The following is a 20,631-nucleotide window of genomic DNA, read 5'->3' on the forward strand; positions in this document are numbered from 1 at the left end:
CAACAATTTTTACGAAAACAGCCTTTTTCAACCATAAGATGGTTCGAACTTGCATAAGATTATAAAACAGGACGACTTCTATAAAGGAGGGAAAGCTATGAGTCTTAAAACAATCATTGCCATTTTAGCGTTTATGTTTGCTTTTTACATTCAGCTACTTGGCATGTTAAACCTAATGCCTTTATTACTTACGACCCCTCTATTATTCATCGTACTATTATTGATAGTCTATAGTTATAATAACCGCAGGCGATTTAGAGGCTTTCATCGTAATTAGTGTTTCTTATCATACAATAATTCAGCTTGTTTTATTGTTTCTACTACTAGTTCTTGAACGGTAAGATCTCGTGCCAGTTGAGGACATTGACCCGACCAAAGTGACATATAGTCTGGATTATTGTTTGTTGCTGCCGCTTTTCGAATGTCTTGCGTTAATGAGTTTTGTACAGGGAAAACCGGGAGTGTCTGTTCATTTAGACGAAGCTGCTCTATAAAGTGGTTTTTAATTCCTCTTGCCGGTTTTCCTGAAAAGGCTCTTGTGATGACGGTCTCATCCTCTGCCGCTTGGAGGATTGCTTCCTTATGCTTCGGATGAGCCCCACTTTCCTTAGTTGTTAAGAAAGCTGTTCCCATTTGAACCGCCTCTGCACCTAAATGAAGAGCAGTAACTAATCCTCTCCCATCCATAATACCCCCTGCAGCTATAACAGGTAGTTGGACTTGCTTCTTTACTTGTGGAATAAGAGACATAAGTCCGATTAAACTATCTTCGTAATCTTCATCATTAAAGGTTCCCCTATGACCACCTGCCTCACTTCCTTGTAACACAATCAGATCCATTCCGGCCTGTTCACAAGATATAGCTTCCTTTACATTTGTTGCTGTTCCCACTAACTTTATACCATGCTTTTTTAATTCATGAATGGTTTCTTCAGAAGGTAACCCAAACGTGAAGGAGCAAACAGGAATGTTTTCATCTATAACAATCTTTACTTGCTCTTGAAAAGTTTTATGTAAATCTGGAAAAGTAGGTAGCTCAAGAAGTTCCGGCAAATTTAGTGCAGCACGGACGGGAGCCAATAATTCTTGTGAAGTCTTTATTGTCTTTTGATCTATGAGATAATTTACTGGTACAAATAAATTTACGCCAAAAGGTCTTGAAGTTATTTTCTTTATCCCTTGGATTTGGGTTTTTAACTGAACTGGACTCATATACCCTGCCCCAATCATACCGAGTACTCCTGCTTCTGCAGCGGCCGTTAACAATTCAGTTGTCGTCACGCCACCAGCCATGGGTGCTTGTATAATTGGGTAACGTATTGATAGCATTTCAGTTATTCTTGTATTCATCCTTCTCCACCTCTCAATCTGATTATGTTCTATAATTTAATATTTAATTTAATTCTTACCTTATAATCTATCATATGCTTCATAATCATGTCTGCAATACCTACTGCTTGTCCCATTATAAATCTAATTGGTAACGGGGTAACACCCGTGCTGCTGTAACAAAAATAGAAGGTGGAACTATTATTTATAAGTAGTGATGTCTTTAACTGCTTAAAAGTGGATTTTGAAAGGTAGTCGTGAAGAATGTATTATGAAGCAAGTGTAAAGGTGGCAATAAATCTAATATAGGTCATCTCTATATTAGATTTTTCTTACATAAGTAAATGAAACAAAACACCCTAATCCCTTAGGTGTTTTTATCATGTATAGAGCTTCTCTGAATTATCATACTCATGAATAATTTTAAAATAGAAAGTACGCCTCTAGAAATTAATTTGACGATAAATACGAGAAATATTGAATAGTACCACTCCCAGCTTCTTGAGAACTTCATTGTATCAGTTTTCCGTTCAAGCCAAATTTCATATGAAGCTTGTGGTATGGTAAAAAAAAATGCTTTCATTAATATTTTAGGAAGTTTATCATGATATGTTTGTTGCGCAAACCACACAGATAAATAAGGACAAACTAAATAATCATACACTACATTTACTTTAAAGATTCTAGGTAAGAATCGTTTTGGATATTTCAATTTTTTTGTAGTAATCAATATTCTGTCTAATACGTGATTAAAGATTCCATTAATTATAAACAATGAAACCCAGAGTTTATTCGACGGTCTTTTGAATAACGTAGGAAACGCAAGGATTCCAAATATTATACCTACTCTAATAATCGTTCTCTCAATCATAGCAATGTCCCCCTTATCAAAATATAGAGTTTCCAAAACCTCATTATCACATTCATATCTGAGTTAGAGCAGTATTCTAGAAAGCATGTCCTTATCAATTTTGTTGAAATATTGTTTTACTTCCCAACCAATATAACTTAGAATACATATGGAAAGTATTTACATTTAACTCAATGTTGCAACAATCTTACCTTAGTCAGCATTATATTAGTAGTTGAGGAGGATGAAGATGAATGTAGTAATCAGTTTGGTAAAGCAAATCGTGATGTTTATAGTCATAGCGTTTCTATTAATTTCTATTACACTCATACCTACTGGGACAGAAGAAGTTTTAGAGGATTATCAATTAACATTTGACTATAAGTGGACTATCTATTGGAACGAAGTTAAAGATACATGCCTTAACTTGTTATCCGGCAATGGTCTGGGTACTACTAAAATTGGAATTACCGTTTCTGAACATATTCAGCGTTACGTTGGAAGGAGTCTACTACTTATTATATTAGGGTACGTTTTAAGTTTACTGTTTGGTTTTATTAAGGGATTACTAGATTATAAATTTTCAAGAATGTCCCAAACTTTAATCGGTAGAGTATCTAATATCCTTTTTACATCCTTACCTGATTTCTTTATCTTTATCTTACTTCAATATTCGTTTTTACTTCTTGCCAGATCAGGTTTTATACGACTGGATTTGTATGGACACGAGAATTGGTTCAACATCTTTTTACCTTTATTTGCTTTGCTAATTTTCCCTGTGTTCTATTTATCCAAGATTGTATATACTGAGCTGAAACAGGCTGAAAAAAATGATTATGTATTAACAGCAAAATCTAAGGGGCTACATCCCTATTGGGTCTTAAATAGGCATATCATTAAAAATTGTATACAAACTTTCATGGCTCATGGTCAAACCGTGTTTCTCTTCTTTTTATCTAGTCTTCCTATTATTGAACTACTATCCGCGTATAACGGAGCGGGGTACCAATTAATGAACGCGATACTTAACCGGGAATTTAATTTAACGATAGGGTATTTACTCGTGTTTTTACTTATAATGTATGTTGCTGTATGGTTCAATAAAATCATATTATTCATCTGGAAAATAGAACGGCATTCTACTTGGTTAACCAATCGGTCGCGAGATCAAGAATCCCGTGTTGTTCAAAAACCAAGAGGAGCCTCACTATGAATGTATTTCGTATAAGTCCATTATTTTTAGTTGGTAGCATTGCCTTAGCCCTTTTACTGTTGATCACGTTTATCGGACCCTATCTTCCGTTTGTGAGTAATGATCTCGAGGGAAAAATGTATATATTAGATGAAAATCGTAAACCAGTACCTCCCCCTTATCCACCTTCTGAAGATTATTTATTGGGCACAGATGCTAAAGGAAGAGATTTGTTAAGTGTGTTAATAAATGGCGCTAAAGAAACCTTATTATTCATATTGTGTATCTCCCTTATCCGATACACATTGGCTTTACCTTTAGGATATATGGCGATCCATAACAGATTTGCTAAAAGTTTAGTAATGTCATGGAACCGTTTATTTTCTTATGTACCAACCTTTATGGTGATACTAATACTTTCTTTATTACCCTTTATCTTGTATTCTCTCAATCGTTTATGGATGATGATTTTTTTAATTGCCTTTATCGATGTAGGTAGAGTGGCAGAACTATATCGAGTTATGTTCGAGCAAATCAAAACAAAGCAATATATAGCATCAGGAATCTCATCAGGAGCAAAGCCTATTTATTTATTTTTTCGTTATTATTTACAGCCCGCACGAAATCAAGTTATTGTTCATCTAATTCTTGATTTAGGCAGGAACTTACTATTACTTGCCCAATTAGGCTTTGCCTCTGTATTCCTTACTCAAGTAATCTTTCAAGATGAAACTGGACAATGGATTTGGATGAATAACTCGAACAACTGGCCCATTTTCTTAAAAGATGTTCTTGAAGATATACGTAGAGCTATTTGGATCCCGTTCTGGGCTTCCGTATTTATAGCTTATACCATTTTTGCCATTAATTTATTTGGCGAAGGGTTAAAAGACTTCTTTGAAAAGAAGGCGAGAATATGAACAAAAGGCGCATTTGCCCCGGTTAGCCTCAGGCATAGCAAATGTTCCTTTGACCGAGGAAAAAGTGTTGTTCTTTTTCTTTCGAAGGGCTGGGCGCTGGAGCTGGATTGAAATGCACTGACCCAAGTTATCCGCAAATGATCATTTTATAATTTCCTTACCAAAATAAAAGGCCGATTTCTCTTTAGAAAAATCGGCCTTTTGCTATTTATTTTTGTTCTAATAATTGTTCCATTTCTGTTAGCTTCTCTTCAAATACTTGAAGAGCCTGTTTAATTGGCTCAGAAGACGTCATATCAACGCCAGCCTTTTTAAGGACTTCAATCGGATAATCAGAACTTCCTGCTTTTAAGAAGTCTAGGTACCGGTCTACAGCTGGTTGACCTTCTTCTAGAATTTGTTTTGATAATGCTGTTGCAGCACTGAATCCTGTCGCATATTGGAATACATAGTAATTGTAGTAGAAATGAGGTATTCTAGACCACTCTAGACCAATTTCTTCATCAATTACGATCTCATCACCGAAGTACTTTTTGTTTAGCTCATAGTACATGCTAGTGAGTAGATCTGCTGTTAAAGCTTCTCCTTGTTGAGCCTTTACATGAATTTGATGTTCAAACTCAGCAAACATCGTTTGACGGAAGACCGTTCCACGGAAGCCTTCAAGGTAATGGTTTAATAAGTATAAACGTTTCTGATCATCATCAATTGTTTTTAATAAATAATCATTTAGAAGATTTTCATTACACGTCGATGCAACCTCCGCTACGAAAATAGAGTAGTTTCCATAAACGTATGGTTGTGTTTTTCTTGTGTAGTAGCTGTGTACAGAATGCCCAAACTCATGAGCAAGAGTGAATAAATTATTCACATTGTCTTGCCAGTTCATTAGGATATATGGATTTGTTCCATATGCTCCAGAAGAGTATGCACCACTACGTTTCCCTTTATTTTCCTGAACGTCGACCCATCTGTTTTGATAAGCTTCTTTTAAGATATCCTGATATTCTTCTCCAAGAGGAGTTAGGCCTTTTAATACAAGATCCTTTGCTTCGTCATACGTAACTTCCATCTTTACATCCTTCACAAGAGGAGTAAACAGGTCATACATATGAATCTCTTTTAATCCTAGCACTTTTTTGCGTAGCGACACGTAACGATGTAATAAATGTAAATGGTCGTTTACGGTGTCTACAAGATTCTCATACACTTGCTCAGGAATGTTATTACTACTTAAAGCAGACTCTCGAGCTGACTTATAATTTCTTACACTAGCATAAAAATTATCCTTCTTTACGACTCCAGCCAGCGTACTTGAGAATGTGTTTTTATACTTTCCATAAGTCTCATACACTGCTTTAAACGCTTCTTCTCTAACACGTACATCCGTGCTTTCTAGAAAGCGAATATAACGTCCGTGAGTAATTTCAACTTCTTCCCCGTTTTCATCCTTAATGGTTGGGAATTTTAAGTCAGCATTATTCAGCATTCCGAACGTGGTAGCTGGTGAACTTGTCACATCAGCTGTTTTAGCTAATAAAGCTTCTTCTTTAGCACTTAATACATGAGGGCGAGTCCTCGTAATATCCTCAATTGCATGGGCATATACTTGTAACTCATCCTTTTCAGCTATAAATGACTTAACCTTCTCTTCATCTAACGCTAAAATTTCTGGTACGACATAAGAAAGAGCACTTGAAATTTGAGTATATAAGTTTTTCGCGCGATCATCTAAGCCTTGGTAGTGCGAATTTGTTGTATCTTGGTCATATCTCATATGTGCATAGGTATAAAGTTTACCCATTCTCATTAATAATTCATCCTGATATGTAAGTAATGCTAATAATGTATCTGCTGAATCTCCGAGCTTCCCTTCAAATTCACTTACCTTAGGAATCATTGCTTTAACCGCATTAAATTCAGCTTCCCATTGTTCGTCTGTCGTAAAGATATCTTCTAATCTCCAGGTATCCTGATGTGGAATCTCACTTCTTGCTGGCAATGTTTTAGTTGCTGTTTGTTCTGCCATTGTTATCCCTCCTAATACATTGAAAAAATACTTTTCAAAGACAACGAATATCCCGCTATCTCTCATAACTATTCGATTCTAACATGTATATTCCCTCTTTTTTTACACATTATCTAGTTTTTACGAATATATTTTTTATATCCACTCCTTCCAATGTATAATAAAAAGATGTTAGATTTACACATATACCTCTACACATAGAAAAAGGAAGTGATTGATATGATTACAATAAAAACAGAGAGAGAAATTGAACTAATGCACAAAGCTGGTAAGCTCTTAGCTGCTTGTCATAAAGAAATTGCAAAGATGATTAAGCCTGGCATTACGACAGCTGAAATTGATGCCTTTGTAGAAAAATTTCTTGCCGAACACGGAGCTACACCAGAACAAAAAGGCTTTCGTGGCTATGAGTATGCAACATGTGCATCCATCAACGATGAAATTTGCCACGGTTTTCCTAGGAAAGAACCGCTAAAAGATGGCGATATTGTCACGATTGATATGGTCGTAAATTTAAACGGTGGGTTGGCAGATTCAGCCTGGTCTTATGCAGTTGGCAATATACCTGAAAAAACGCAGAAGTTGCTTGATGTAACAAAGGAAGCTCTTTATCGAGGAATAGAGAAAGCTGTAGCAGGTAATAGGATTGGAGATATCGGGCATGCCATTCAAACATATGTTGAGGCAGAAGGATTCTCTGTCGTAAGAGACTTTATAGGCCACGGTATTGGACCTACTATACATGAAGACCCGCAAGTGCCTCATTTTGGCTTACCTCATAAGGGGCTTCGTTTAAAAGAAGGAATGGTCATTACGATTGAACCGATGGTGAACATTGGAGAGTGGCATTCTAAAATGGATTCCAATGGTTGGACTGCACGTACAGTAGATGGCTCCTTATCGGCACAATATGAGCACACAATAGCCATAACAAAAAAAGGACCATTATTATTAACAGAACAAATATAGAATAGGGTTTAGCAAGAGATTAATTCATTTTGACATACAAATAATTATCTATTTTTGTAATTTATTAATTAGTTTATCGGGAATAATAAGTGCGTTTCATTGCGCTGCAGACCCTCGCTTTCCGCGGGGAGATAAGAAGGGTATTTTCACTAGCGTGAAAAACCCCACTCCTCGGCTACGCCTGCGGGGTCTCAGCCTTTTCTCTATTTCCCGCAGGAGTCGAGTGTCTTTCGCTTCATTCCACTACATAATACTTAAAAATATTTTGTGAAAAGAACAACAGTTTTATAATAGAAATAAAAATAGACCCGAACTACTAGATGAATGATACTTTAATATTTCGCCTAATAGTTCGGGTTTACTATTTGGTAAGACACTTAGCTCCCAACATCTTTCTAATAAAAATCTGATTCCTCACAACAAATTCATAAATAATTAGGCGTTTACCTACATTAACAGCTTTTTATGCTTGGTAAAGAGTCTTTCATCAAATTCAAGCGCTTCTTCTATATTTTTAGGATATTGGCACCTTGTTATTCTTTTAAAGGTCTTCGTATTGACACGTTCTAAAAGACCCACTTGAACTAAAGATTGTAGATACTCCATAAGTGCAAACGAATAATGACTTGTCGTGATTAGAGGCAAGTCACGAATAAATAATGGCTCTGTTTTCCTTTTAAGATTAAAATATTCATATAATGATTGAAAAGTAAACACGTCTCCGATTGGACGTTGTTCGATAAATTCTAGTAGGATCCAAGATTGCCAAACAAATGGAGAAGTTTGAATCCAATACATGGATCGAATGGGGATGCCAATTTCAGAAGGAAGTAAAGATGGATAAACTTGTTTCTGATATAAGAAGTGTAATAGTTTCTTCATACTTTGAGACGGGTACCTCGTACAGTGTAATCTCCAGTTTTTCTTAATATCTATCCATTGCTGTATGGATGAGTTCGGATCTTTATGATGGGAAACGAGATTTCGAAATGTGAGGTCAGCGGGACAAATTATATCTAGATCCCCTAACGCTTTAGTAGAAGAAAGTGGAATAATATGATGGAGAAATAAAAACTTTCTTATTTCTGAACAATAAGATAATAGATAAGGTTTATGGTTACTCCCTAATTGCACGAACATCCAATCAAACGCTGAAAGCGAAAACTCTCCGGGACCATAACGCTTTAGTCTCTTCCCTCCTAGAATCCAAAGCGGCTTGATTTGTTTACTTACATATCCCTCTGTTCTCTCCTTAAATTGCTTAAAAGAAATGGTTGAACACTGATATTCTATAGCATATGAAGCTGATTTTATAGAGAGATATAAATCGGGGCGCTGTTTAATGTAATGAATATAAGGCTCTAGAACAGGATAAAGTGATTGATTTTGTAACCATTCATACAGTTGAAGCTTACCGCTTAAATGATAGCTTGATTCTGGTTCTGAGAAGGAATGACATTGAGAGGATCTTACGTGGGCAAAATGAGGAATTCTTTGATCACCAACTCGGAGCATTACGGGCTCTTTACAACCGGGACAGTGAAATTCTTCCTGATTTCTCAAGTTGAATAATGACTCCTTGGTCCAATCCTTGGTAATTGAGATTAATTGACCATTATGATTTTGAGCAACTAGCACTTACTCATCTCCTTTTTTTAGATTCCCTTTTAATTTCGATTCTTCTTCTAAGATTCCTTCATGATATGGCTCTTTTACAAAAAAATAAAAGCTGTACTCTAATCAACAAAGTTGTTAGAATACAGCCTACAATAAAGGAGAAAGCAATCGTGATAAAGATTCAAGTACTCTTATAAAAATCGAGCGCTCGTTGAATAGGTTAGGGTTAATGGCATTAGATTGCTCAATATCTTTTTCAAAAGCATTGACTAATCCTTTAATACTGTTGGATTCATACAAGAAAGCATTAACTTCAAAATTTAGATGAAAGCTTCTCATATCCATATTAGACGTCCCAATAGAAGCTACTTCTTGATCTATTATAATATATTTACTGTGCATAAACCCTTTTTGGTACTCATATACTTGGACACCCGCTTCCATCAACTCTGGAAAGTAAGATCTCGATGCATAGAAGACAATTCTTTTATCTGGGCGGCTTGGAACGATGATTTTCACATCAATGCCACTAAGCGAAGCAATTTTCAAAGCCGATAAGATATCTACATCAGGAATTAAATAAGGCGTAGCTATACAAATAGATTTTCTAGCGGAAGAGATCATTTCAAAGAATAGATTTTTAATAACCTCCCACTCATTGTCTGGCCCTCCTGCGACTAATTGAACTGCTCCGTTATTGGGTGATTCTACGTAGGTTGGTGATAAGTAGGCTCGAGATAATAGAGCTTCATTTGTCATGTAGTACCAGTCTTGAAGAAAGATAACCTGTAAGCTCTTCACACCCTCCCCTTCAAGATATAAATGAGTATCTCGCCAAAAACCAAAATAATCATCTTTACCCAGATATTCATCACCTATATTAAGTCCGCCGACAAAACCTCGCTCTCCATCAACCACGATAATCTTTCGGTGATTTCGAAAATTCACCTTATGGTTTAGGAAAGGAAGCTTAACAGGTGAGAAAGGGATAATTTGGACTCCTGAGTCTTTTAAAGACTGAATGTAGGTTTTAGATAACCTCCAGCTGCCTACTGAATCATAAAGAAATCTGACCTCTACCCCTTGTTTAGCCTTCTCTATTAACAAATCCTTTATTTGATTGCCAATTTCATCATCTCGAACGATATAATATTCAAGGTGGATAAATCGTTTCGCTCGTTTTAACTCCATTATGATCTTACTAAAGGTTTCTTCCCCGTTCGTTAGAACCTCTGAATGGGTTCTAGTCGATATCGGATTTCTACCTAGTCTTTGCGCAAGCGTCAAAAGCCTTTGTTGATGACCGTTAAATAAGTTACGATTATCATCATATTTACTACCTTCTCTTCCGGGAAAAGTTTCCTCATCAATTTCAGCTTTCTCTTGAAAGGTCTTTTTCTTCCTAAAGTTTCGTCCAAAAAGTATATAAAAAATAAATCCTACAATTGGAAAGATTCCTAACACAATCAGCCATGTAATCGTTTTGGTTGGATTCCGGTTTTCAAGGAAGATGACAAAACCCGTTAAAACAGCAAGCAAACTGAAGATTACACTGATGGCACCGATTAATTGTTGCCCCGTATATGTCTGTATAGAATAAAGAGAAAATAAAACAAACAGGATGAAAAGCAGTACTTGAATCGTTTGTTTCATAATTAGACCTCTTTTCTTCAGGTAAGGTTTCCCCAGCCTTCTAAAGAAATAGTTAAACGACTGATTTGTTTAGGCTCTTTTCTAAGTCTTTGTTGCTTTTCATACTAATTTTCAAATAAATTTCTCTTCTAATACTATTAAACCAGAGTAATAATTGTTAGAAAAGAGCAACTGTCTCTATTTAAAGCATTGAACACTGTACTACCGAGTAAAAATCCGGCTTTAGGGATTTTTACGTAAGCAACAATCTATACGAAAAGAGCCTTTGCTTAAAAAACCGACTCCTTATCAGGAATCGGTTAAGATTTTAATGAAAAATGTTTATTAATAACAGCTAATGCTTCTGTATCAACAATTTTCTTTCCATACTCTTCCATTCGGTGAATGGTTAATTGGCTTTCGTGTCCATATTCGAGGACAAGACTTAAGATATTATCTAGACTTTCTTCCTCTATATTTTCATTAAATTCAATATAGAGGTAATAGGAATTCTCAAATACAAATAAACTATTTTGTACATCGTCCAAATTAATTCTATGACTTAAAGAGATGACATCCTCAAAATCTCGGAATCGTACCATAAATTGTAGAGAGTCAGATTCTAGCTCTGTATCCAATTCCGATGTATCCTTGTCTTTTGTTTGGAAATGCTGGTCCAACAAAGATTCAATTTTATCATCGACAGGAAGGTCCAGATTCTTGTCTTCTCCTAGAGATAGTTCAAACTTCTGTCCATCCTTTGAAATTTGTGCTTTCGTTACGACAACTTCAATACCTTTTTCCATTGCCTGTACTTGAATCCAAAGTGGTCCTTCAACAGCAAACTCTTCTTGATGATGAACTTCATCCATCATTTCCCAGAAAAGTTCTTCACTTCTTTCTCGGTTATACCAAATCTCTTCACGATCGAATCCTCGTTCTTCAATATCACCATATGTTATATAAAACTTTACTGTGTGTTCATTAATACGTTCGATTTCCATTTTCACCTCTCCCTTCTTCACCTATTTTTGAAGGGACATACTACCCCCAAAGCGGAAGCTCTATTATACAATGTGCCCATTTTACTTATATATCAATCGTATCACATTTATTTGTTAATATCGACTGAGAGCTATTAGTAAAAGTATGGGTAGAGCTTAGTCAACAAGTTCCTTCACCTAGCAAAAATATTGTGTGATCTTCTATGTCTGAGACTAAATGGAGAACTTGCGCCTTTTGTTCTATTTTATGATAAAACGCAAAAATAGGGAAATAAAAACACCTAATCTTTTAAAAACAAACGTATGCCTATTACATGGTTAAAGATGCTGTTAATCTATAAATCTCACTAGTGAAGCAGGTCCACTTTTTCTTGACAGGTACTTTAAATATGCTTATATTGAGTAAGTCAATCAATTTAACGGTTAGGGTGTTTGTTATGGAATTAGAGTTTTGGACAGCTTTACTATTAATCATCGGTATTGATATAGTCTTAGGCGGAGATAACGCTATTGTCATTGCATTAGCAAGTAGGAATCTCCCTGAATCAAAGCGAAACAAAGCCATATTCCTAGGCACAGGTCTCGCAATTGTAATAAGAATTGTATTAACTATATTAGCTGTTTATTTACTGCAGATTCCATTCCTACAATTCATTGGTGGTATTCTATTACTCTATATTGCTTATAAACTCTTAGTAGACGATGGTGATGACACCGCTGATATACATGCTGGTGCAACACTTGGTGCTGCAGTCAAAACAATTGTTTTCGCTGATATAGTAATGGGCTTTGACAATGTCATTGCTGTAGCCGGAGCGGCACACGGAAATATCTATCTTGTCATGATAGGATTATTCGTATCCGTCCCTATCATTATTTGGGGAAGTAAGTTGATTTTATACCTAATGGAGCGGTTTGCTTCACTTGTCTATGTTGGTGGAGGAATTTTAGCTTATACAGCTGGTAATATGCTAGTTCATGAGGATAGACTTCAACCATTTTTTAATCAAAATGAGACTCTACGAATCTTAATTCCCATCTTCACAGTTGTTCTCTTACTTCTTGTAGGGTATATCGTAAATAAGAGAAAGAAATAGTTTAAAAGAAAAACTTCTACACGGTGTAGAAGTTTTTCTTTATGTCAAAGAGTTATTAATTAACTAAACGCTGTGCCTCTCTAAGTTGGAAAGTACGAACCTTACGAGGTAGGAATCTTCTAATTTCATCTTCATTGTATCCAACCTGAAGACGCTTCTCATCAATAATAATAGGTCTTCTTAATAGTCCTGGATTTTCTTGAATGAGCGAATATAGATCTTGCAATGGTAGCGATTCAACATTAACATTTAGTTTTTGGAACGTTTTAGATCTTGTTGAAATAATCTCATCTGTCCCATCTTCTGTCATACGTAGAATTTCTTTAATTTCTTTTAATGATAGAGGTTCAGACATAATATTACGCTCTACATATGGAATATCATGCTCCTCTAACCAAGATTTTGCCTTTCGACAAGATGTACAACTTGGTGATGTATATAATGTAACCATTAATACTTCACTCCTTTATATAATAAGGTTTAGTTTTTATGATCCAGCCGTAGCTTCGCGTCGCTCCAAGAAAACATGGGCAATCGGTATGCATACGCCTCTTACTGATAATGATTTTCATACTTATTTTAGAATAAGTACAAAATAGAAATATTTATATTTATTATAAACTAATTTGTATAATAAATATATAGAAACTTCTTGACTTATTTTGACTTTTTAGTGACTTTTTCACCTACCTACCTGACAAAAAGCATATATACTATTTGTACGAGTTTAGTATGTAAAAGGTTTCATCTTTCCTCTTCTTTTCCCGAAAAAATTTTCTATAAACATAAAATGGACACATTTTTTCTCTAATTTCTAAAACTCGCAGCTTATTCTTTGTTAATTCTTACATATACATGATAATTTTATCTTTAGACATGCTATTACAAGAGGTGAAAACATTGAGAACTTCTATTTATATGTTGATTATTTTTTCACTGTTTCTATTAAGTGGTTGCACGACAAAAGAGATTACCAAACAGGATACAGCAAGTGAGCAACTCCCTGTTAAAGTTGAACCAGCATTAACGAAAGCAATATCAAACTCCATTCAGTTAAACGGACTGGCTGTTCCTCATGTTCAAGTCCCACTTTTTACGGCACAGCCCCTCAATGTTCAAAAGGTTCATGTAAAGATCGGTGATGTCGTCAATGAAAATGATGTCCTTATTTCATTAGACCCTGAAGCAGCTTTAAAGCAGCTTAGTCAGGCTCAAGACACAGTTGTAAAGCTTCAATCTGCTCTAAATACTGCCAAACAAGCAATACCTTCTGAAGATCAACTAGTAGAATTAGATCAGTTACAAAAAGAAATTGAGGAAATTTTAACAAGGACGACTGAACTTATTACTCAGATTCAAGAGGGTGAGGTTTCAACTGAAGATGTACTCAAACAATCCTTAGAGGTCTCTATTAAACAAGCTCAGCTAGCTAACGCAACGAGCCAGCTTCAACCTGTTTCTCAAGCGACCATTACTGAGCTTGAAGCACAACTTTCACAAGCAAAGCAAGCTGTTGATCAGGCAAAAGAACTAGTAGCTGCGGCAGAAATAAAATCTCCAATAAACGGAATTGTAGCTTCTATGAATGTCGTTGAGAAGGGACTGGCTACTCCAACTTTACCACTTGTGACCATCATTGAGTTAACCGAAATTGATGCGACCTTTCAGGTAAATAGTTTTGAGGTTGTAAGAATCAGCCCTGGAACCGAAGTTAGCTTAACTTTCACAGGTATTGAAGAGCCTTATATAGGAAAAGTAGAAACCATTTCCCCTTCTGTGAATCCAGAAACAAATATGTTTACGGTAACGATTCCAGTTGCCAATACCGACAATAAAATTAAAGGTGGAATGAAAGCTACTGCCACTATAAAAATAGATGAAGTAGAACAAGCATTAGTGATACCTATTGAAGCTGTATTATATGAAGATAATAGCCCCTTTGTCTATATTGCTGTAGAGGGAACTGCTGTAAAAAAATCAATTGAAACGGGTATACGTGACGGAGAATTTATTCAAGTTGTCTCTGGACTGAATTTAGACGAGCAAGTTATTACGGAAGGAAAAGAAAGATTGAAAGATGGGGATGACATTTATGTATCAAACTAAAAGAGAGTTGAAAGCATGAACCTTTCAAAACTAGCCGTACTTAGACCAATAGCGATGTCTATGGTCGTATTGCTTCTCCTTATATTAGGGGTCGTTAGCGTAAAGAATATGACCATTGATTTATTCCCCGAGTTAACTTTTCCAGTTGCTGCCGTTACCGCTACATACGATGGAGCAGGACCAGAGGAGATTGAAAACCTTTTAGCAGAGCCACTAGAAAATGCCATGGGAACAATCCCAAATGTTGAGACAATCTCTTCCTTCTCTCAAAATGGAGGGGTATTGGTTGTAGTTTCCTTTAATTGGGGTACTAACATGGATTTTGCCGCTCTAGATATGCGGGAAAAAATAGATGCCGTACGTGAATTTTTACCTGCGGGTGTGGAAGCACCTAGGGTTGTTAGATTTGATCCTAGTGATTTACCTATTATACAGTTAGCTGTTAAAGATGTAAGTAATGAATTAGTAAAAGCAAAACAACTCGCTGAAGATGAGATTAAGCCACTGCTTGATTCCATTGGGGGAGTAGCTTCTGTATCCATTGAAGGTGGAGTGGAGAATGAAGTTAGATTAATCGTCGATCCGAAAGAGCTTGCAACGTATAATGTAACAATCGAACAGCTTCAACAACTTATCGGCTCAGAAAATCTAAACTTACCAGCAGGATCCATTACAGATCAAAGTCAACAGCTACCGATTAGAGTTACAGGACAGTTTCAATCAGTATCTGATATTGAGTCACTTCCCATTCCAACTAGTAATGGAATTCTCCCCTTACAGCAATTAGTAAAAGTTGAAGAATCGTTTAAACCTTCGACTCAGCTTAGCTTTTTAAACGGGGAGCCAAGTGTAGGAATTTCTATTCTCAAGCAATCCGGTACAAACACTGTGTCAGTAGCGGAGGAAATTCATAAGCGAATAGATGAAATAAAAAATCAGCTACCTGAAGGTATCGAGATTCAGACTGTTTTTGATCAAAGTAAATTTATTAACCAGTCCATTTCAGCGGTTACTTCAAACATGATTATTGGTAGTATTCTAGCTGCCATAATCTTGTATGTATTTCTGCGAAACTGGAGAAGTACATTAATAATCGGTTTTAGTATTCCTATTTCCATTGTCACGACTTTTATTTTCATGTATTTCAGTGGATATACATTGAACTTAATCACAATGGGTGGGCTAGCACTAGGTATAGGGATGATGGTTGATAATGCAATCGTCATATTAGAGAATATCTATAGACTGAGACAAACCGGTCAATCGATGAAAGATGCAGCTATCCAAGGAACGATGGAAGTTGGACCAGCCATTATAGCGTCCACTCTTACAACCATTATTGTATTTTTACCGATTATCTTTGTTGAAGGATTGGCTGCTCAATTATTTAAACCACTCGCCATTGTGGTGTCATTCTCATTATTTGCATCCTTGTTTACTGCACTTATTATCGTACCATTATTCTCTTCTCTATTTTTGAAGATAAAATCTACTAACGAAGAACAAGTAGGGAGATTCAGTGTATTAGCTACACAATATAAACGGTTACTAGAACGTACCCTCCATCATCCTAAAAAAACAATCATCATCACTTTGTCATGTGTCATTATTTCTTTGGCCGGTACCCCTTTTATTGGAACTGAATACCTGCCCGCACAAGATCAAAGTTATATTAATATGACCGTTAAACTACCCGAGGGCCGTTCATTAGATGCTACTTATGAGGTAACAGAAAGAATTGACCAATTATTAGAGGATATTGAGGAAATAGATCTTACCTTTGTCACAGTAGGTGGTGGAAATAATTTCTCTGTTGTAGCAGGTACAAGAACAAATCAAGCAAATTATAATATCCTTCTAGTGCCCAAAAATGAAAGAAACTATTCTGACCAGGAGATAGCCGAACAGATTCGTACAAGGGTTTCTGATTTACCTTATGCAAAGGTCTCAGTAGAAGCCAGTGATGGAGGTTTTTCAGATGATCCGGTATCTCTTACGATATCAGGTCCAAATATCGATGTGTTGCAGGAGTTAGCAAATGATACGGTTGATCTCATATCCAAAGTTGAAGGTGTTAGAGAGCCAACTACAAATTATACGGAAGGCAATCCTCAAATCTCAGTTATTATTAACAGAGAGGCTGCTAGTCAATATGGTATTGGAAGCGCACAAATTGCCTCAGCCGTTACAAATGCTACGAAGGGTGTTGTAGCAAGCCGACTGGCTAGAAATGGTGAAGAATTAGATATTCGATTAACATTGGAGGACACGTATACGTCTTCCATTGAGAGTTTATCCGAGCTATTACTATCGACGCCAACCGGTCAGAAGATCCCCCTACATGTCGTAGCAGAAGTCATTCGAGATCAAGGTCCAAGTCAAATTACACGAACTGACCGGATACGCGAAATAACCGTAAGAGCATCCATATTAAACCGAAGTCTTGGGGATGTGACAAAAGACATTGAAGAAACACTTAAAGAAAATATTATTTTTCCGTCAAATCAATATAAAATCTCATTTGGTGGACAAGACGAGCAGATGAATGATGCCTTCTTCAAACTTTCTCTGGCACTTGCTCTTGCAGTTGTTCTTGTTTATATGGTAATGGCAGGGCAGTTTGAGTCATTCTTGTATCCTTTTATTATAATGTTTGCAGTCCCACTAGCTGTCATTGGAGTAATTCTTGGATTATTAATAACCAATCAGCCATTTGGAGTTGGGTCCCTCGTAGGCATGCTAATTTTAGCGGGGATCGTCGTTAATAATGCCATTGTATTAGTAGAGACGATTAACCTTCAGAAAAAGAACGGAATGGCTACGTTTGAGGCAATTCTGAGTGCGGCACCAACCAGGTTAAGACCAATATTTATGACCACTTTAACAACCATTTTAGGTCTTATACCATTAACTCTAGGCTTTGGAGAAGGTACTGAAATTCAACAGCCGATGGCAATTGTTATTGTATTTGGTCTAAGTATTGCCACCTTTATTACGTTGCTCTTTATCCCTGTAGTCTACTTAACTTTTGACCGTCAGAAGAGTAAACGAAGGAAACAACGAGATATAGCTGTTGATTAAATACACAAGGCGTAACCGCCACGTCTTCCTATAAGATAAAAGGACCCACTTGGGTCCTTTTTACACATTCTTCAGTATGTCTTTTCCTTCCTCATCATCACTGAAGGTTAAAACTTCATCAACATCCTGATATGATTCCCCATACAACTCTTTATCTTTATAGGTGTGAATGAGTTGATATGTGCTTTTCATTCCTTCATATATAGTTGCCTCATCCTGATCATTTGGCGACCAATATAGGATTTCTAATTCATTCACCTCATTCGTTGCTAACGACCTTCTTCTATATCCTATTGAGTTTGCATGTATGAATCCTTCTCTTTTATAAAAACGCAATCTTTTAGACGTATCTGTGTCCTCATAATTGACAGGCTCTACTTCTAAGATGATTGGTTTATTCTTTTCTTTTAACTGTTCTATTAACTGATGTCCAAGACCCATTCCCCTTGCATCCTTTGAGACAAATAGGTAATCAATAAAGATAAAATCCTCCAGCTCTACATACATGAGTACATGATGTGGTCCCTCTTCTTTATGATAGATATCTCCCTGCTCTTCTAGCAAGATTTCCATGTGTTCCTTTGATTTCATTTCCTCTACTGGAAAATATTGATTTAACTTCTCATACCAATTCATTTAGCTACTCCCCTATTCCATAAAATCTTTCATTAATAGTTCGTCTTGAATATAGGTTATCTTATTCAACGATAATATAAATCGTGTATTTTTCTCTACTTAAAGGACAACTATGCTTAAAAATAAGTTGCCCTCTTTTCATTTCATTAAACATTGTCTACAATAGAAGGAGATGGATTGGAGGTACATAATCATGATTGAATATATTGTTGACTTTAGCTTAGTGGCACTCTTGGTAATAGGTCTAACGGCTATAATTGGTGTACTTACGAACGGAATTGGTGAGAAATTAGCCGGTGGAAATGGTGACCCTGAAAGTTTTAACCAATCGGCTCATACGCAAACTGGCTGGAATCAAGTTGGTGGCAAGAGAAAAAAGTAAACTGCACTTATGCGGTTTACTTTTTCTTTACCCTAATTTAGTGGAGTATAATCAACATTTGACGTGTAACTGTTACCAGCATTCCATAATAGAAATTCGTTTACACCATTTTCATTGAGTGCTTTAATTTGTGCCTCTATCTCAGCCTTACCGTATTTTCTATAGTTTCCGGCACCTAGATATGAAGCTGTAAAATCCTGAATCCATGGCCTTGATAACGGAGGATTAGATAGTTGGCTCAATTTTTCTTTTTCCACCTTCGCGTATTCTGATACTAACCTGTAAGGTTCTAAGTCAGGCTTTGAAATACCAAAGTAAGAGGTCCAGTGACTTGGATAAATCATTGAGGAAATAACATCTACATGTTCAGAAATCTTTGTGAAATTTTGGCCGATTCCAGGTGCCTCTGGTAAAGTAGCTGTGTACCCAAAAATGTCAACAGACACCTTTACTTGGTAAGGCTCCAATTTTTCCTTTGCATATTGAACAAAGTCTGTCACTGCCTGAACCCTCTTTTGAACATTTTCAAGGGGGAGGTCCTTATACTCACCCATCCCATAATCTAAAACTTGGTCTCTTTTCTCAAATCCTTCAGGAAACCGCACGTAATCAAATTGAATTTCTTGAAAGCCTAGCTTGGCAGCTTCAATCGCTATATTAACATTATGATCCCAAACCTCTTTTAAGAATGGGTTTACAAAAGACTCCCCTCTCCCATTTTTCCAAACCTGATCGTCCTCTGTAAAAGATAAATCTGGTCGATTTTTTGACCATACACTGTCTTTAAATACTACTACTCGGGCAATTGGATAAATTTCATGCTTTTCTAATATTTTTAGTTTATCATTAATATTTTTAATATACGGTTGACCAATAGAGTAATTTGGGGAGTTTGGTTCGGGCATATATGTTAAATGGCCCCGATCATCTTTTATATCGACAACCATTGCATTTAACTCAGTATTATCCATTAACCCAACTAACTGATCAAATCGTCCACCACCAAAAGAATGACCAGTAACATAAATTCCTCTAACTGCGTCAGGATACTGAAAGCTATAACCTGAGTCAAATTGAAAACGCACCATTTTCTCAGGCAACGTTTTTTTGTCAACAGACACTTCCCTAAACTCAAATTGTTTACTTGTCTTGATCACTTCATCGGCAAATGATCTTCCTGGGAAAAGGGCGCAGATCATTGCTAAAATAACCACAACCTTTTTTACATGAGATCGCATAACCATTCTCCTATCTACTTACTATTTTTTCATCCATTTATCACTCTTTCTGATGCAGTTTTTTCTAGATATACTATATTACATCCTATGAGTAACCTATAATCACTCATGCAGAATTAAGATAATTTGGTTCATATTCTTTATTGTTTCACAAACTTTATAACCCATTTATACTTTTAGTCCGGGAAAATATAGTAGTACTGGGCACACCTATTATAGTTATACTTGTATATAATAAAAGAAAACAGTTCAAGCTAAGTAAGAGTTACTTGTAATTGGAATAATCTTCTTATATAATAAGAAAAAAATTAAGAAAAATATGCAATGATAAAGATAGTATATATGGGATATTCATAACAGAGAGCCTGTGTTTGCTGGAAGCAGGTATGGAACCTATATAGAATGGGCTTTTGAGCATTTAAACCGAAATGAGATCACTCAAAGTAGGCTTTAACGCATGTCTAAGCGATAAAATAGACCCTGTATCATATACAGGATGAAAGTGATTTCGCATAAATCTTGCGAAATAATTAGGGTGGCACCACGGTC

17 protein-coding genes and 1 other annotated feature (1 of these 18 running past the window's edge) are annotated in these 20,631 nt (G+C 36.1%); of the genes, 8 read left to right on the forward strand and 9 right to left on the reverse strand.

Annotated elements, in window-relative coordinates; genetic code table 11:
• Positions 1–97: 97 nt before the first annotated feature.
• Positions 98–277, forward strand: a complete 180-nt coding sequence (locus tag LT143_RS00560) for a hypothetical protein (protein WP_246938592.1) — start codon at positions 98–100, stop codon at positions 275–277.
• Here LT143_RS00560 and LT143_RS00565 read toward each other — a convergent pair.
• Positions 274–1,350 (reverse strand): NAD(P)H-dependent flavin oxidoreductase, encoded by a 1,077-nt coding sequence (locus tag LT143_RS00565; RefSeq protein ID WP_246938593.1) that lies wholly within the window; start codon positions 1,348–1,350, stop codon positions 274–276. The two genes, LT143_RS00560 and LT143_RS00565, sit on opposite strands and share 4 nt — an antisense overlap.
• A 346-nt stretch (positions 1,351–1,696) precedes the next feature.
• On the reverse strand, positions 1,697–2,200 hold the full coding sequence (locus LT143_RS00570; protein ID WP_246938594.1) for a CBO0543 family protein: 504 nt from the start codon (positions 2,198–2,200) through the stop codon (positions 1,697–1,699).
• A 229-nt stretch (positions 2,201–2,429) separates the two neighbouring features.
• Here LT143_RS00570 and LT143_RS00575 point away from each other — a divergent pair, with 229 nt between their 5' ends.
• Positions 2,430–3,392: an ABC transporter permease subunit gene (locus LT143_RS00575; protein WP_246938595.1), complete on the forward strand. Its 963-nt coding sequence runs from the start codon at positions 2,430–2,432 to the stop codon at positions 3,390–3,392.
• Positions 3,389–4,291, forward strand: coding sequence for an ABC transporter permease subunit (locus LT143_RS00580; protein ID WP_246938596.1), 903 nt, complete (start codon positions 3,389–3,391; stop codon positions 4,289–4,291). Before LT143_RS00575 ends, LT143_RS00580 begins: the two co-directional genes overlap by 4 nt.
• A gap of 208 nt (positions 4,292–4,499) precedes the next feature.
• Here LT143_RS00580 and pepF read toward each other — a convergent pair whose 3' ends face one another.
• Positions 4,500–6,320 (reverse strand): oligoendopeptidase F, encoded by a 1,821-nt coding sequence (gene pepF, locus LT143_RS00585; RefSeq protein WP_246938597.1) that lies wholly within the window; start codon positions 6,318–6,320, stop codon positions 4,500–4,502.
• 219 nt (positions 6,321–6,539) lie between these two features.
• Between pepF and map the strand changes: the two genes are divergently transcribed.
• Positions 6,540–7,289, forward strand: coding sequence for a type I methionyl aminopeptidase (map, locus tag LT143_RS00590; protein ID WP_246938598.1), 750 nt, complete (start codon positions 6,540–6,542; stop codon positions 7,287–7,289).
• 447 nt (positions 7,290–7,736) lie between these two features.
• On the opposite strand, the gene LT143_RS00595 is transcribed toward map, so the two are convergent.
• From LT143_RS00595 to mecA, 3 genes are all read right to left on the reverse strand, one after another.
• Positions 7,737–8,927: a competence protein CoiA gene (locus LT143_RS00595; protein WP_246938599.1), complete on the reverse strand. Its 1,191-nt coding sequence runs from the start codon at positions 8,925–8,927 to the stop codon at positions 7,737–7,739.
• A gap of 126 nt (positions 8,928–9,053) precedes the next feature.
• The gene (gene cls, locus LT143_RS00600; protein WP_246938600.1) at positions 9,054–10,559 is read right to left on the reverse strand and encodes a cardiolipin synthase; all 1,506 of its coding nucleotides are present in this window, start codon (positions 10,557–10,559) and stop codon (positions 9,054–9,056) included.
• 299 nt (positions 10,560–10,858) lie between these two features.
• Entirely contained in the window at positions 10,859–11,542 is a 684-nt protein-coding gene (gene mecA, locus LT143_RS00605) for an adaptor protein MecA (protein ID WP_246938601.1), read from the reverse strand.
• Between the two features lie 437 nt (positions 11,543–11,979).
• Between mecA and LT143_RS00610 the strand changes: the two genes are divergently transcribed.
• Positions 11,980–12,639, forward strand: a complete 660-nt coding sequence (locus tag LT143_RS00610; protein WP_246938602.1) for a TerC family protein — start codon at positions 11,980–11,982, stop codon at positions 12,637–12,639.
• A gap of 55 nt (positions 12,640–12,694) precedes the next feature.
• Here the strand turns inward: LT143_RS00610 and spxA are convergent, their stop codons facing one another.
• Positions 12,695–13,090 carry a transcriptional regulator SpxA gene (gene spxA / locus LT143_RS00615; protein ID WP_246938603.1) on the reverse strand — a complete coding sequence of 132 codons (396 nt, stop codon included), beginning with the start codon at positions 13,088–13,090 and terminating at the stop codon, positions 12,695–12,697.
• 449 nt (positions 13,091–13,539) lie between these two features.
• Between spxA and LT143_RS00620 the strand changes: the two genes are divergently transcribed.
• Together LT143_RS00620 and LT143_RS00625 are read left to right on the forward strand one after the other, a co-directional pair.
• Complete coding sequence (locus LT143_RS00620; RefSeq protein ID WP_246938604.1) at positions 13,540–14,745, forward strand: efflux RND transporter periplasmic adaptor subunit; 1,206 nt, start codon at positions 13,540–13,542, stop codon at positions 14,743–14,745.
• 15 nt (positions 14,746–14,760) lie between these two features.
• Positions 14,761–17,826, forward strand: coding sequence for an efflux RND transporter permease subunit (locus LT143_RS00625; protein WP_246938605.1), 3,066 nt, complete (start codon positions 14,761–14,763; stop codon positions 17,824–17,826).
• Positions 17,827–17,886: 60 nt separating this feature from the next.
• On the opposite strand, the gene LT143_RS00630 is transcribed toward LT143_RS00625, so the two are convergent.
• Positions 17,887–18,462, reverse strand: a complete 576-nt coding sequence (locus tag LT143_RS00630; protein ID WP_246938606.1) for a GNAT family N-acetyltransferase — start codon at positions 18,460–18,462, stop codon at positions 17,887–17,889.
• 193 nt (positions 18,463–18,655) lie between these two features.
• On the opposite strand from LT143_RS00630, the gene LT143_RS00635 reads away from it, so the two are divergent.
• The gene (locus LT143_RS00635; RefSeq protein WP_246938607.1) at positions 18,656–18,844 is read left to right on the forward strand and encodes a hypothetical protein; all 189 of its coding nucleotides are present in this window, start codon (positions 18,656–18,658) and stop codon (positions 18,842–18,844) included.
• Between the two features lie 32 nt (positions 18,845–18,876).
• Here the strand turns inward: LT143_RS00635 and LT143_RS00640 are convergent, their stop codons facing one another.
• On the reverse strand, positions 18,877–20,082 hold the full coding sequence (locus LT143_RS00640; RefSeq protein WP_246938608.1) for a putative glycoside hydrolase: 1,206 nt from the start codon (positions 20,080–20,082) through the stop codon (positions 18,877–18,879).
• Between the two features lie 315 nt (positions 20,083–20,397).
• Positions 20,398–20,631: a binding site (T-box leader), on the forward strand; it runs 13 nt beyond the window's last position.

This window comes from Bacillus pinisoli, assembly GCF_023036475.1.
Classification (GTDB): domain Bacteria; phylum Bacillota; class Bacilli; order Bacillales; family SA4; genus Bacillus_BS; species Bacillus_BS pinisoli.

Coding starts and splice junctions, on each gene's coding strand:
- LT143_RS00630 (WP_246938606.1), bottom strand. CDS start 18,462: ATGAATTGGTATGAGAAGTTAAATCAATATTTTCCAGTAGAGGAAATG.
- LT143_RS00575 (WP_246938595.1), top strand. CDS start 2,430: ATGAATGTAGTAATCAGTTTGGTAAAGCAAATCGTGATGTTTATAGTC.
- LT143_RS00610 (WP_246938602.1), top strand. CDS start 11,980: ATGGAATTAGAGTTTTGGACAGCTTTACTATTAATCATCGGTATTGAT.
- LT143_RS00560 (WP_246938592.1), top strand. CDS start 98: ATGAGTCTTAAAACAATCATTGCCATTTTAGCGTTTATGTTTGCTTTT.
- mecA (WP_246938601.1), bottom strand. CDS start 11,542: ATGGAAATCGAACGTATTAATGAACACACAGTAAAGTTTTATATAACA.
- LT143_RS00580 (WP_246938596.1), top strand. CDS start 3,389: ATGAATGTATTTCGTATAAGTCCATTATTTTTAGTTGGTAGCATTGCC.
- LT143_RS00565 (WP_246938593.1), bottom strand. CDS start 1,350: ATGAATACAAGAATAACTGAAATGCTATCAATACGTTACCCAATTATA.
- cls (WP_246938600.1), bottom strand. CDS start 10,559: ATGAAACAAACGATTCAAGTACTGCTTTTCATCCTGTTTGTTTTATTT.
- map (WP_246938598.1), top strand. CDS start 6,540: ATGATTACAATAAAAACAGAGAGAGAAATTGAACTAATGCACAAAGCT.
- LT143_RS00635 (WP_246938607.1), top strand. CDS start 18,656: ATGATTGAATATATTGTTGACTTTAGCTTAGTGGCACTCTTGGTAATA.
- pepF (WP_246938597.1), bottom strand. CDS start 6,320: ATGGCAGAACAAACAGCAACTAAAACATTGCCAGCAAGAAGTGAGATT.
- LT143_RS00640 (WP_246938608.1), bottom strand. CDS start 20,082: ATGCGATCTCATGTAAAAAAGGTTGTGGTTATTTTAGCAATGATCTGC.
- LT143_RS00570 (WP_246938594.1), bottom strand. CDS start 2,200: ATGATTGAGAGAACGATTATTAGAGTAGGTATAATATTTGGAATCCTT.
- LT143_RS00625 (WP_246938605.1), top strand. CDS start 14,761: ATGAACCTTTCAAAACTAGCCGTACTTAGACCAATAGCGATGTCTATG.
- spxA (WP_246938603.1), bottom strand. CDS start 13,090: ATGGTTACATTATATACATCACCAAGTTGTACATCTTGTCGAAAGGCA.